Source organism: [Zimmermannella] alba NBRC 15616 (assembly GCF_001570905.1).
In the GTDB taxonomy this organism is placed as follows: domain Bacteria; phylum Actinomycetota; class Actinomycetes; order Actinomycetales; family Microbacteriaceae; genus Pseudoclavibacter; species Pseudoclavibacter albus.
The window spans coordinates 24,545-37,601 of sequence record NZ_BCSO01000016.1 but is presented as its reverse complement, the minus strand read 5'-3'; the positions used below and the strand labels follow the sequence as shown (position 1 = coordinate 37,601).

Sequence of the window (13,057 nt, the reverse complement as noted above, 5' to 3'; positions counted from 1 at the left end):
CCCCCGCTCAGGTCGCAGTTTCGACCCTAGGTCGCGCCACCTGAGGTCGAAACTGCGACCTGAGCGGAGAGATGAGGTGTGCGCGTCGGCGGGGAAGGTCGTGGAGCGCGGCGCTCTTGGGCGCGAAAAAGCCGGACCGCAGAACGCCTCTCGGCGAGTGGCCGCTCGTAGCGGCAGAAGTTGGAGCCCGGGGTTACTGCGGCCCGGCCTGCACGAGTCTAACGATCACAGCCCATCCGTCAAGGCGCGCGTCGCCCCCATCCCATTCCGCCATGTCTCCCTCGCGCACGTTCCCAACCACCCCCTCCCCACACTCAGGTCGCACTTTCGACCCTAGGTCGCGCCACCTGAGGTCGAAACTGCGACCTGAACCGTGTGTGGTGGGTGGGATAGGGATGGAGATGGGATACGCGGGGCCTGGCTGGCCGAGTCTAGTCGAGCTCGCCGCGGGCCCAGCGGCGGGCGGCGTGGTGAAGATCATCCGCATACTCGAGGTAGCGCGCAGCACGAAGCGTGTCCCGCTCCCCCGCAACGCCGCTCGCGCTACGCCACGCATCCCAATCCACGACTTCCGAACGTTCCTGGCGGGATGCCGTCTCGAGCGCTCCGCGGGACATGATCCGGCAGAACGCGGCCGCCCGTTCAAGCGCCAGCTCAAAGTCGCCCACGAACGCGCCACGGAGGATCTCGTCGATGAGGAGTTCCAGCTCCCGCGGCCCGCTCGGCGTCGGGGCGCCGGCAATCGCCGGGTTGACGCTCGCGTCGTCCTGCACGCCGAGCTCAAAGAGATACGCCGCGCCATCCGCGTCATGTCGAACGGCGGCTCGGATGACATACAAGCGCCAGAGCGCACCCGGCAGTGAATGCGCCGCAGCCTTCGACCACAGCTCCGCGAACTCGTCGATCCCGCGGTCATCTGTGTAGGCGACGAGCCGCTCCACAGCGGCCGGGTCGCTCCCGCCACGGATACGGTGCAACAGCGCAGCGGCCGTGTCGTGGGCAACGCGACTCGACACCGCCGGGTCGGCGCCACCCACGAAAGCGTCAAATGCTTCCGCGGGCACACGCATCGGCCGGTGGAATCGTTCGGTCACGCCACTCCTTCGTCATTGGGCGGCATCCAGTGTGCGCGCTTTCGGTGAGAAATGCGAACGCACGCGGATGTGGTGCGCCCCAACCGATCGGTCATCCTTGGCAGCTATGGTGTCCGGGTGCCCATGAACGAGTCTCCCCGAACCCGTCGCGCAGCCCGCGCGGCAGCCTCGGAACGCAGCGCCTCGCCGCGTCCCGCGACCACCGGCGGCCGCATCCTCGCCGCTGCCCTCGCCGCGGGTCTCATCATCGCAAGCCTGCTGCCCTGGTGGAACGCGGAGCCGCCACTCTCACGGGTCATCGACCACCTCTCCATGTGGCAGCTGCTCTTCGTCGGCGTCTCGCTCGGCGAGCTCGGCAAGGCCACCCAGTTCAGCCTCGTCGGCAATGCGCTCTTTGGCCTGTTCTCGACGCTCCCCACAGTGCTCCTCATCATTGCGCTCGTGGTGCGGGCGATCCGTCCTGCGTTGATGCTCGGCAAGCACATCCGACTCCTCGGTGTCTCGAGTGTCATCGGCACGGTGTGGCTGTTCCTCTTTGCGTTCCTGCGCTCGGATGCTGCGAACGGGCAGCCACTTATCCTCATTGGGCCGTGGATCGCCCTCCTCCTCGCGATCGCGGCCAGTGTCTTCGGTCACCTCTGGTGGCAGCAGGCGAAGACCCGCTTCCCGAAGCGCGTCCTGGCGAGCCGTGCCACGGAACCTGAGGAAGGCACGATCGAAGACCTCGTTGGCGTTGGCCTCGACGGTGATGGCGAGATTGGCACCGGTCGTCCCGCTCCGCGTCGGGCAACCGTGGCGTCTGCGCCGGCGCTCGATCTCGACAGCGACGACATTGATGATGACGACGACGATCTTGGCACGATCGCGATCGACACGCTTCGCGACGATGACGAGGACAACAGCTCCCGAGCATCGCACCGCCGCTAGACCTGTACGCTAGACGAGGCCGTTAGTCGGTCAGGGCCTATAGCTCAGTTGGTAGAGCATCGGACTTTTAATCCGCGGGTCGTGGGTTCGAGCCCCACTGGGCCCACCGCGAACGAAGGGTTCAGGAGTGTTTTCCTGGGCCCTTCGTCGTTTCGGGTCACAACGATGAGCTGGTGTGAGGCGTTCCTTCACGTGAGTTGGGGACTTCCTCGCTTCCCGCCACATCCACGCGGTAGCAGCGCAGACAGGAGCCGCCGTGAGAAAGGGCACCGCGTCGTGAGGCACCCACGGGTGCACCTTCCCGTCGTCGCGCCGCCCGCCGCTGAGGCAAGGCCCTGACCATCTGCGGCGCGGTGATCACCGGGCTTGGCATGGTCCTCTTCGCGGTGGTCGCAGGATCCGTAGGCGAGCGCTCACCAGAATCCGCACAGTTCACGACGTACCAGGTGAGCGGCACCCACTACAGTTTCGCCTCGGAAGTCGGCATCTACGTTGCCGATCAGACGCAGCATCCCTCGTGTACGACCACCAACCAGGACGGGCAGCACGTGCCGACGTCCATGACCCGTTCCGGGAAGATCGTCCTCGACGGGCAGAGCTGGTATATGGTCGGCACGATCGAACCCGGCAAGGACGACCTGGTGCTCAATGTCTCCTGCCCGGACACCTTCTTCGCGGTGGGTGACCCGGCAGACGTCCTCGCTAGCCCCGACCTAACGAATGTGCCTGGCCTCGTGCTCGGCTTCGGCGTCATCACCCTCGGCGTCCTCGCGCTGCATGTGGGGGGGTCATCCTCTGGATCATCAACCGCCGTCGCAGTGGAGGGCAGACAACATAAGCGCACCAGCAGCAGCACCAATTCCCACGCCACAGCGACCTTTGCGCCCGCTGTCGCACACGCTCACGTGGCTCGGTCTTGCTGGCCTCGTGAATGCCGTGGTCGTGGGCGTCCTGACGTTCCTCGACATCACGGACCCGCACGTCGAGGTGTTTGAGCATCCGAGTGGACGGCTCGATCGTCTTCGGGGGCTGGGTACAGGGCGATGCCTTTGCGAATGGGCGCGTGTGGCTACCAATGGTTGAGCTGCCGACAGGTGAAACGACCACCGCCAGCCGAAGAGGCCGCAGGCTGCGCGCCCAGTCGGCCGTTAGCCGACGCCGAGCGCCGACATCACCACAAGTGCGAGGTCGACGAGGACGACCACCACGGCAATCGCCCACGCGATCGCTCGAAGGATCGGCCCATTCCGGTACTCGCCCATGACCCGGCTCGAGTTTGTGAAGACGACGAGCGGGATGAGGGCGAAGGGGATGCCGAAGGCAAGCAGCGCCTGCGAGAGCACGAGCAGCCCCGTCGGCTCCGGGATGAGCATGAGGAGCACGACTGCCGGGGCGATGACGATCACGCGACGCCACACGAGCGGAAGATCGCGCGGGAGGAGTCCATCCATGACGCTGGCACCCGCCTGACCGCCGACGGCAGTGGACGCGAACCCGGAGATCGTGAGGCCGAGCGCGAAGAGCACAGCCACCCACGGCGCGATACCGTCCGAGAGCGAGCGGAAGATGCCCTCGAGGCTTGCGGCTTCGGGTGAACCACGCATGGCGCTGGCGGCCAGGATGAGCATCGAGCAGTTGATGCTGCCAGCGACCGCCATCGCGAGCCCGACATCCACGCGCGTGAGGGAAAGGAAGCGGCGCACGCGCTGCGCTTCAGCCTCGGCATCCACTTCACGTGCGCGCCCCGCCTCGCGGCGGTCGCGCGCCATCGTCGAGTGCAGGTAGATGACGTGCGGCATGACCGTCGCACCGAGCATGGCCACGGCGAGGAGCACCGTGTCCACGCCCGCAAAGCGGGGCACGAGCCCCGCAAGCAGCTCGTCGGGCATCGGCGGATGCAGCACGAGCCCGGCGAGGAATCCCATCGGGATGAGCAGGAGCAGCACAAGAATCATCCGCTCGAACGCTTCCTGACCCCAGCGTGTGTGGACGAGGAGTAGCGCGAGCGAGGCGACACCGGTCACGACGCCGCCGATCGGGAGCGGGAGGCCGACCAGCAGGTACAACCCGACCGCGCCGCCGATCACCTCGGCGATGTCCGTGGCGATCACGACGAGGGTGGCCTGCAGCCAAAAGAGCCAGCGTCCGATCGGGCCGAGGCGTTCGCCGACGAGCTCAGAAATGGATCGCGCCGTGACATAGCCGAGTTTCGCGGCGAGAAACTGTACGACACAGGCGGCGAGGTTGACGCTGATGAGCACCCACAGCAGAAGCGTGCCGTGTTCGGCACCGGCCGCGAAGTTCGCAGCGAAGTTGCCCGGATCAACGTAGGCAACGGCGGCGACGAATGCGGGCCCGAGGACGGTAACGAGCCGATGCTGCGGCGTGCGCTGAGTACTGCGGCCGCCCACAACGTCGATGGCTCGCGTATCGGGCTGCTCGCGCATCGGGCTCCTTCACACCTTGGGGCATCAACGTTATGAGTCCTCGCCCGTTCTCGCAATTTCGTCACCTCCATCACGTACCGTGACAGCACGAGGAGGAAACCGGATGCACGAGTCACACGACGACACGAAGCGCGTGCTGCCGGGCGAGCCGCCCCTCGAGGCTGAACTCATCGACCACGTCCCGGGCTACGGGGCCGGCATCCAGGCCGAACCCCCGCGTGGGCCGTCCACTCCCCTCCCGCCAGACTCTGGCGAAGGCTGGACCGAAGGTCCGAACGGCGAGCGCGTCTGGGGACGCCACGGCGCAGCGGGACTCCTCCTCATCGACCGCTCGCGAGGGGTGCTCTTGCAGCATCGGGCCGTCTGGAGCCACCACGGCGATACCTGGGGCATCCCCGGCGGCGCGATCCACGCTGACGAGTCGCCGGTTGCGGGCGCGCTGCGTGAGGCTGAAGAAGAGAGCTGTGTTCCGGCGGATGCAGTTTCCCCGCTTGCGAGCCACGTGCTGGATCTCGGATTTTGGCGGTACACGACCGTGCTCGGTGAGACCACTCGCACCGTCGAGGCTCGGCCCGGAGACGAAGAGAGCGCCGGGATCGCCTGGGTGCGCCCCGACCACGTTGAGCGGCTCGCGCTCCACCCCGCATTCGGGCGGGCATGGCCGAATCTTCGGTCACTCCTCGTTGCCCGGCCCCGCATCGTCATCGACACCGCAAACCTTGTTGGTTCAGTGCCGGATGGCTGGTGGCGAGACCGGGCTGGTGCGAGCGAACAGCTCATCGACCGCATCCACGAACTGCTCGCCGAGGGGCTCCCGGCAGAGCTCTTCGGACTGGATGCGGCGCGTGTCTGGCCCGAGGTGCACCTCGTGCTTGAAGGAGCTGCGTGCCGTGCTGACCGCGGCCGCGACGGGCTCGTCCACGTGCACCGTTCCCCCAGCGCAGGCGACGATCACATTGTGAGGGTCACCGAGCACCTCATTGCGGAGCTTCGGGATGCTGGTGCGGGCGCAGGTCATGTGCTCGTGGTGACGAGCGACAAGGAGCTGCGCGTGCGTGTTGGCGAACTCGGTGCGAAGCTCGCCGCCTCGAAGGGATTCCGCGAGGCGGTCGGCTTCGACGCGTGAGGTCTTGAGACGCGCCGGTGGTCTCGATTCACCGGGCTACGCCCGGCAGGAAGCCGAGGTCAGCCATGTGGTCAGCCTCGTCGAGGACGGCGATCTCCACGGCGTCGAGCTTCACGATGCCCTGCTTCATGAGGTCTTCGAGTCGGCCCGGGCAGGCGAGCGCCACCGGCGAGTTCGTCCGAGAGGCGGGACACGAGCGGGATCGAGAACGCGAGTGTCTTCCCGGATCCAGTCTTGCCGCGGCCGAGGACATCGCGGCTCTCAAGCGTCGACGGGAGCGTGGCGATCTGAATGGGGAAGGCGTTGGATTTGCCGAGCTTCGTGAGGGCGTTCACGAGACGGGCGGGGACGCCGAGCTCCGCGAAGCTAACTTCGGGGGCTGTGTCGAGGGTGATCTGTTCGTTCATTGCTGCGCCTTTCCGACGTTGTGCCCACAGAAAAGGAACGCACAGCAACTGTGTCGGTCGGTCCGTCTCGGGAGCGGTTGAGCAGTGACGGGTGCGTCACCGCTTCGCCGTCTCAGCGAGAGATTCGCAGCTGATCTCGGCGCGGTGCTGAAGGTCAGCGGGCCCAGATAATATGTGGCTGTTCGAAGAACGACGATGGTGCGGCACCATGGCCACACGAGTTGAGCCGTAGCACTCTTTGGCGTGAACCGCGCGTTTCGTCAGCGAGAGCGCGTAGTCTCAGAAGTGCTGCCTGCATCCAGGTATGCACAGATTCGTGGAGCGTGCTGGCACGCGCTGCCCCGTGAGAGAGCTGAAATCCTATGTCGCGCGAACTCAATCTCAAGGTTGCTCAGGGCTTCCGTGAGGCGTTTGCCCGTGACCCGCAGGGCGTGTGGTCTGCCCCGGGCCGCGTGAGCGTCATCGGTGATCACACGGATGAGCAGGATGGTCTCGGCTTCGGTTTCGGTATTGAGCTGCGCACCGCGGTTGCGGTCGCGACCCGGACTGACGGCAAGATCACGGTGGCCACAGATCTCGTGCCGGAACGTGCCGAGGCAGAGCTCGCTTCGATCACCCCGAGCGGCCCGACGGCATCCTGGAAGGCGTACCCGCTTGGCATGGTGTGGGCGGTGCTCGAATACGGCCGTGAGAACCCCCCAGCTGACACGAGCGACGACCCGGATCCGTCGGTGTTCCTCGGCACGGGCCTTGACGTTTTCCTTTCGACGGAGCTCCCCATTGGCGGTGGCCTGTCCTCCTCGGCCTCGATTTGCGCAGCCCTCGGCACGGCGCTCTCCGAGCTGTGGCAGCTCAACATCCGCCCCTTCGACCTTGCTTGCCTCGCGCAGCGCGTCGAGCAGCAGGCAGCTGGCGCGCAGACTGGCCTCACCGACCACATCATTTGCCTGTACTCGGAGGAAGACAAGGACGTCTTCTTCGATGCGCGCGGCAATGACGTGTCTGTGATTGACGTGCCGAACCTTGCCGCTTCGCAGCTCCAGTCGGTCATCGTGAACACGCGCGAGTCGCACCGCAATTGGTCGCAGGAGCTTGAGCAACGCCGTGTCGACTGCGCCCGCGCGGCGGAACTCCTCGGTGTGCAGTCGCTGCGCGAGCTGCGTCTTGAAGACCTTGAGGCCTCGGATGTCGAGATGGACGAGCGCGTCTACCGCCGTGCCCGCCACATCATCACCGAGATCACGCGCGTGCTCGAGTTCACGCGGGTGCTGCGCACGGACGGCCCGAACGCAATCGCGGACATCCTCGACCAGTCGCACGCGTCACTGCGCGAAGATTACGGCGTCTCGACCGAGCGGATTGAGTTCACGGTTGACCTCGCGCGCGCCCACGGCGCACGCGGTGCTCGCGTGACGGGCTCCGGCCTCGGCGGTTCGGTGTTTGCGCTCATGCCGGTGGATGCGATTCCTGCGTTCCGTGCGGACCTTGCCGAGGGCTACGCGGAGCACGGTTGGGAGGCACCGGATGTCTACGAGGTGTCCTCCGCGGCTGGTGCCCGCCGCGAGCTGTAATCGCATCCCGCCCGGCTCCCCGCCGTGACCGCCGCGTCCGGCCCGCCGCCGTCCGCACCCACGCACCCACGCACCACAACAAATCTGCGCCAAATGGTTGGTGCGGTGCCATATGTGGCACCGCACCAACCATTTGGCGCAGAAAAGGCACAGCCAGAGGACGGGTCCGAGGCGCACGGAGGGAGCCGGAGCCGCCTCTGCTGGCGGGTGGTGCGAGGCTAGGCCTGGCGTTCGGCCATCTCGACGACGTTCTTGAGCAGGAGCGCGCGAGTCATCGGGCCCACACCGCCGGGGTTCGGCGAGATGTGGCCAGCGATCTCCCACACTGCCGGGTCGACGTCACCAACAACCTTCGACTTGCCCGTCTCCGGGTCGATGGCACGACTCACGCCCACATCGAGCACCGCGGCACCGGGCTTGACCCACTCGGGCTTCACGATGCCCTGGACACCAGCGGCGGCCACGATGATGTCAGCCTGACGGGCGATCGCACCGATATCGGGGGTGCCCGTGTGGCAGAGCGTCACCGTCGCGTTGTGCTCACGGCGCGTAGCGAGTGGGCCCATCGGGCGGCCCACCGTAATGCCGCGGCCGATGACGACGATGTGCTTGCCGGCAAGCTCGACACCGTTGCGCTCGAGGAGTTCGAGACAGCCGCGGGGGGTGCACGGCAGCGGCGTCGTGATGTCGTCGTTCACGTTGAGCACGAGCCAGCCGAGGTTCGTCGGGTGGAGGCCGTCAGCGTCCTTGGCCGGGTCAATACGGCCAATGATGGCGTCCTGGTCGATGTGCTTCGGGAGCGGGAGCTGCACGATGTAGCCAGTGCAGGCCGGGTCAGCGTTGAGCTGATCGATCGCTGCCTCAACGTCCTCCTGGGTTGCCGTTTCCGGCAGGTCGACGCGGATGGAGGCGATGCCCACCTCTGCACAGTCACGGTGCTTGCCTGCGACATACCACTGCGAACCCGGGTCGTCACCGACGAGCACGGTGGCGAGGCCGGGGGTCTTCCCGGCCTCAACCAGCCGCGCGACACGCTCGCGAAGCTCATCCTTGATGGCGGCAGCGGCCGCCTTCCCGTCGAGCTTCGCGGCTACCACTGCTCGAGGCCCTCGTAGAGCGGGAACTTGTCGGCGAGTGCCTTCGTGCGGGCACGCAGCGACTCGATGTCCGGGTTCGGGAGGAGGGCGAGGGCGATGACGTCGGCAACCTCACGGAACTCTTCGTCACCGAAGCCGCGGGTGGCGAGAGCCGGGGTGCCGATGCGAAGGCCCGAGGTGACCATCGGCGGGCGCGGGTCGTTCGGCACCGAGTTGCGGTTCACGGTGATGCCGACCTGGTGGAGGAGGTCTTCGGCCTGCTTGCCGTCGATCGCGGCGTCGCGGAGGTCGACGAGCACGAGGTGCACATCGGTGCCGTTCGAACGCAGCGTGATGCCCGCGTTCTTCACGTCGTCCTGGAGGAGACGCTCGGCGAGAAGCTTCGCACCCGAGAGGGTACGGGCCTGACGGTCCTTGAAGTCGTCCGTGGCGGCGAGCTTGAAGGCGACGGCCTTACCGGCGATCACGTGCATGAGCGGGCCGCCCTGCTGGCCCGGGAAGACGGCCGAGTTGAGCTTCTTCGCGATGTCGGCGTCGTTCGTGAGGATGAAGCCCGAGCGGGGGCCGCCGATCGTCTTGTGGACGGTCGAGGAGACGACGTGGGCGTGCGGGACCGGGCTCGGGTGGAGGCCAGCGGCGACGAGACCGGCGAAGTGTGCCATGTCGACCCAGAGCGTGGCGCCGACCTCGTCAGCGATCTCGCGGAACTTCGCGAAGTCGAGCTGACGCGGGTAGGCCGACCAACCAGCGATGATGACCTTCGGCTGGTGCTCAACGGCGAGGCGACGCACCTCGTCCATGTCGACGAGGCTCGTGTTCTCGTCCACGCCGTAAGCAACAACGTTGTAGAGACGGCCCGAGAAGTTGATCTTCATGCCGTGAGTGAGGTGGCCGCCGTGGTCGAGCGAGAGACCGAGGATGGTGTCGCCGGGGCGGGCGATGGCGTGGAGGACGGCAGCGTTTGCCGAAGCACCCGAGTGGGGCTGGACGTTCGCAAACTCGGCACCGAAGAGAGCCTTGGCGCGCTCGATGGCGAGCGACTCAGCGACATCGACCTCTTCGCAGCCACCATAGTAGCGGCGGCCCGGGTAGCCCTCGGCGTACTTGTTCGTGAGCACCGAACCGACGGCCTCAAGAACGGCGCGGGGGACGAAGTTCTCGCTCGCAATCATTTCGAGCGTGCCACGCTGGCGGGCAAGCTCCTTGTCGAGGACGGCCTGAATCTCGGGGTCGAGCTCAGCCAGGGGCTGGGTGAAAGCGTTGGACATGCGTTGCTCCAAACGGTTGGGCACTACGGAATGAACGTGCCGGCGAGCCCAGGCGTGCGGCTCGGAATCCGTTGGAGCCGCTCCCCGATGGTGATCCATCCGAACGCCAGTCGCGGCCAGGTCGAGTTTAGCGCGCCTTGAGGACGTCGTCGTCTGGGCCAGGCGAACTGTCAGCGTCGGGAGCGAGAGGGCTGCGTCCTGCCCGAGATGAATGTCTTGACCGTTCCCATCGAGATGAAAACACAGAAGCACGGTGGTACCCGCCTCCTGTGCAGTTCAAAAACCCTGACGGTGCCGTGGTGGAAACGATCTATCCGTGCGTCATCGTTTCGATGGATAATCGGGTCGTCATCACCTCGTTCCGAACCTCCTCGAGCCCACATTGCAAATGAACCAGAACCAAGTCAGCCAAGAACCGTACCCAGAGGGGCCTCCCCGCGACTCTCGGGGGCGAATCATGCTGCGGATGCAGGCAGACTATGGGATGTCGTGGCCTTTGTCTGACGCGTGCTGGCTGGGTTCGTGGGGAACCGTTGACTGGCGAGGACTGCTTGGCGATGAACTTGTTGCAGACCTTGAAGCGTGGTGCGACGAGTTCACCCGTTACTCGGACTACGAAACGGGAGACTTTTTCCCGCCCGGTTCAAAACCCGAGTGGGAGAAACGAGGCGAGCAACTCGCCCAGCGTCTACACGAGCTTGTTGGTGACAAGTTCGACATCGAACTGCAGATCTGACTCAACTGACAGTGAGTCGCTATAGATCACGAGCGGCACCACATGGTCACTCATCGACGGGCTGACCCCACCCACGAAACGTCCCGACCTCGCAGGTGGGACGTTTCGTGTATTCCCGACACCGCGCTGTCGATCGTTGATACCTGTTCAACACGCTCAAGGTGGGATGTTCGGTGCCCACCTCGCATATCAGAGGCATGGCACAGAACATCCCCCCCCTATCTCGACCTGTACGACCGCGTCCGAGGACCTCTCGCGTATGCGTTGAAGCTCGGCACAATCACTCGACTGATTGATTCGCCAAACCGGCCACCGTCATAAGATCCCGTGTATGGCAGTCGCTCCAACAACCGAAGCGGCTCGTCGACGTCACCGGCGACGCATCCTCGCCCTCATCGTGATCCTTCTGCTGGCGTTCGTCCTGCTCTGGCGCCCGGTTGAAAGCTGGTTCAAGGAGCGAGAATTCACGGCGGCAGCCGAGTCGTATCTCGAGGCGCTGGCCACGTTGGACGCTGATCTCGTGGTCTCGCTCACCGCTCAGGACGCGATGTCTTCCGATGTTCGCGACGAGGTAGATGCCCGACTCCGCACGGCAACGCACGGGCTGGAGGTCACCGACCTCAACGTGACCGTGGACTCCCCCACTTCTGCCACCGCCCACGTCGCCTATAACCTCTACGAGGCGCAGGGGCACGGCTCGTTCCAACTCGAGCGAATGGCCGATGAACGAATCCGAGTCACCGCTCCGCTCCTCGTCCACGCAAGCGTCCGGTCGCCCGTCCTCCACAACTTCAATGTCGGGCTCGATGCGGACAACGTTGTGTGGCCCACGATCGAATGGGATCACACGGAGACCGACCAGGTGTTTGTCTCGCTGGAGGTCGTCGCGTACCCCGGCAACTACCCCGTCACGCGACCCGAGAGCAGCCTCATTCAGCATGAAGCGAACGAGGTCATGCTCGCCGCAGATGGCGGCACGATCGAGCTGACGTTGCCCGATGGCTACAGCGGGGATTTTCCTCCGGCGCTCGCCGAGCACTACCTCGACCAGTTCAATGACTGTCTCGAGGCCGGGAACTACGTTCGCGCGAACGGATGCCCCTTTGAGCACCTCGTGAACACCGGCGACAGTCTCGAAGTGGTCACGCCGCCCGAAGCGGCCCTCGGGAAGGACGGCCTGGCCCACATTTCGCCACCCGTGGTCGACCACACTCACCCGGCGCCGTCAGGCGACACCGTGACCGACCGCTGGGACTTCTTCACGGAGACCACCTGTGCCTTCCGAATCGCAGGCGACGACATCCTCTTTCACGAAGATTGCGCGGTCTCTTAGCTGTGCGAGATCGTTCCGACCAGAGTTCTACGCTTGGGGCGCTGACCCCCTCCCGGTCGGAGCTGCCATCACCCCGTGCGATGATGACGAACGCCCCAGCAGGCATAGCGTTCGTGACATGGGAGCAGAGCTTAAGGCCGAGCGCGCCGCAGCGCTGGGTGAGGAGACCGACGAGCGCGAGCTCGAGTGATTCGAGAAGCAGGCGGAGCGCCGGTATCAGCGAACACGCTTGCGTGCCAGCCTCATCGTGCTCGGGGCGATACTGGCGCTCGTCGCGAGCATCCGAGTTTGTTCCGGACGCCGCAAGCGAACAGTCGACGTGGCAGCGAGCCAACGACATGCTCGCGAATGCGGTGGAACGCATCACGATCGTAGCGATGGGCAAGCGTGAGGCGGAACATCCAGGCGATAAGGTCATCAATGTGCCCGTCACCGTCTCGTTGGCGGGGGCCACGCACGAGCACGTCATCACCGTGGCACTCGAGAACGACCGCTGGCAGCTCATGCGGACGAGCGAGCAGTTAAGTGGCGATGTCACGGTCTCCAGTGATGTCGGTGACTACCTTACGATCGGCAGCGTGCGCACAGAGCTTGCAAATTCAGAAGCTCGAGACGCGACGTTCTGGCCCCAGCGCACGATGTCTTCGTACATGCTGGCGTACACCCCATCGAACGGCCCCAATCTGCATGGAATGACCCGCACACGGAACCGAGCACTGTCACCCTGCTCCCCGGCTTGCTGAATAGCGACAAGTTCGAGGCGCTGCCCGACCACCGGATCCTCACCGTGACGAGCACACCCAATGCGCGACTTCACCGATGCGGTCTAGACAAGCTTTGCCGACAAGCAACGCAACTGCGAAGAACACGCTGCCACGAACTCGCGCTCGTGTCAGCTGTGGTCTCACAACGAGACCATCAAGTTCGCCTTGTCAGTCGAAGTCACCGAGCAACCGACGCTCACGATCACGTCGCTCCACAGTGCAGAACTCAGCGGAGGCAGCGCCCATGTCGAGAATGTCGACGGAAGCTCGACCACCGTCCCGATCTA

The 13,057-nt window shown here is 65.4% G+C and carries 11 protein-coding genes, 1 tRNA gene, 1 pseudogene and 1 riboswitch; of the genes and pseudogenes, 8 read left to right on the top strand and 5 right to left on the bottom strand.

Features of this window, described 5'->3' with window-relative positions; translation table 11 throughout:
• Positions 1-431: 431 nt before the first annotated feature.
• A complete protein-coding gene (locus tag ZAL01S_RS09200) occupies positions 432-1,094 on the bottom strand; it encodes a hypothetical protein (RefSeq protein WP_083523237.1) in 663 nt (220 codons plus the stop codon).
• A 123-nt stretch (positions 1,095-1,217) separates the two neighbouring features.
• Here ZAL01S_RS09200 and ZAL01S_RS09195 point away from each other — a divergent pair, with 123 nt between their 5' ends.
• The 3 genes from ZAL01S_RS09195 (at position 1,218) to ZAL01S_RS09185 (ending at position 3,016) form a co-directional block, all read left to right on the top strand.
• The gene (locus ZAL01S_RS09195) at positions 1,218-2,021 is read left to right on the top strand and encodes a hypothetical protein (protein WP_159421670.1); all 804 of its coding nucleotides are present in this window, start codon (positions 1,218-1,220) and stop codon (positions 2,019-2,021) included.
• A gap of 33 nt (positions 2,022-2,054) precedes the next feature.
• A tRNA-Lys gene (locus ZAL01S_RS09190) sits at positions 2,055-2,127 on the top strand.
• A 247-nt stretch (positions 2,128-2,374) separates the two neighbouring features.
• Positions 2,375-3,016, top strand: a complete 642-nt coding sequence (locus ZAL01S_RS09185) for a hypothetical protein (protein ID WP_066082470.1) — start codon at positions 2,375-2,377, stop codon at positions 3,014-3,016.
• 153 nt (positions 3,017-3,169) lie between these two features.
• Here the strand turns inward: ZAL01S_RS09185 and ZAL01S_RS09180 are convergent, their stop codons facing one another.
• A complete protein-coding gene (locus ZAL01S_RS09180; RefSeq protein ID WP_083523236.1) occupies positions 3,170-4,468 on the bottom strand; it encodes an Nramp family divalent metal transporter in 1,299 nt (432 codons plus the stop codon).
• A 103-nt stretch (positions 4,469-4,571) separates the two neighbouring features.
• Here ZAL01S_RS09180 and ZAL01S_RS09175 point away from each other — a divergent pair, with 103 nt between their 5' ends.
• Complete coding sequence (locus tag ZAL01S_RS09175) at positions 4,572-5,594, top strand: NUDIX domain-containing protein (RefSeq protein WP_083523235.1); 1,023 nt, start codon at positions 4,572-4,574, stop codon at positions 5,592-5,594.
• A gap of 31 nt (positions 5,595-5,625) precedes the next feature.
• Here the strand turns inward: ZAL01S_RS09175 and ZAL01S_RS09965 are convergent.
• Positions 5,626-6,001 (bottom strand): annotated as a pseudogene (locus ZAL01S_RS09965) (DEAD/DEAH box helicase); the annotation flags it as partial.
• A 362-nt stretch (positions 6,002-6,363) separates the two neighbouring features.
• Here ZAL01S_RS09965 and ZAL01S_RS09170 point away from each other — a divergent pair.
• Entirely contained in the window at positions 6,364-7,572 is a 1,209-nt protein-coding gene (locus tag ZAL01S_RS09170) for a galactokinase (RefSeq protein WP_066082468.1), read from the top strand.
• A gap of 218 nt (positions 7,573-7,790) precedes the next feature.
• Here the strand turns inward: ZAL01S_RS09170 and ZAL01S_RS09165 are convergent, their stop codons facing one another.
• A complete protein-coding gene (locus ZAL01S_RS09165) occupies positions 7,791-8,669 on the bottom strand; it encodes a bifunctional methylenetetrahydrofolate dehydrogenase/methenyltetrahydrofolate cyclohydrolase (protein WP_066082466.1) in 879 nt (292 codons plus the stop codon).
• The gene (gene glyA, locus ZAL01S_RS09160; RefSeq protein ID WP_066082465.1) at positions 8,663-9,937 is read right to left on the bottom strand and encodes a serine hydroxymethyltransferase; all 1,275 of its coding nucleotides are present in this window, start codon (positions 9,935-9,937) and stop codon (positions 8,663-8,665) included. The genes ZAL01S_RS09165 and glyA overlap by 7 nt, the downstream gene beginning before the upstream one ends.
• Before the next feature lie 39 nt (positions 9,938-9,976).
• Positions 9,977-10,061: riboswitch (ZMP/ZTP riboswitch) on the bottom strand.
• Between the two features lie 342 nt (positions 10,062-10,403).
• Between glyA and ZAL01S_RS09155 the strand changes: the two genes are divergently transcribed.
• The 3 genes from ZAL01S_RS09155 (at position 10,404) to ZAL01S_RS09145 (ending at position 12,749) form a co-directional block, all read left to right on the top strand.
• Positions 10,404-10,673 carry a hypothetical protein gene (locus tag ZAL01S_RS09155; protein ID WP_159421669.1) on the top strand — a complete coding sequence of 90 codons (270 nt, stop codon included), beginning with the start codon at positions 10,404-10,406 and terminating at the stop codon, positions 10,671-10,673.
• A 331-nt stretch (positions 10,674-11,004) separates the two neighbouring features.
• Positions 11,005-12,006: a hypothetical protein gene (locus tag ZAL01S_RS09150; protein ID WP_066082462.1), complete on the top strand. Its 1,002-nt coding sequence runs from the start codon at positions 11,005-11,007 to the stop codon at positions 12,004-12,006.
• Between the two features lie 233 nt (positions 12,007-12,239).
• A complete protein-coding gene (locus ZAL01S_RS09145) occupies positions 12,240-12,749 on the top strand; it encodes a hypothetical protein (RefSeq protein WP_159421668.1) in 510 nt (169 codons plus the stop codon).
• Positions 12,750-13,057: the final 308 nt, after the last annotated feature.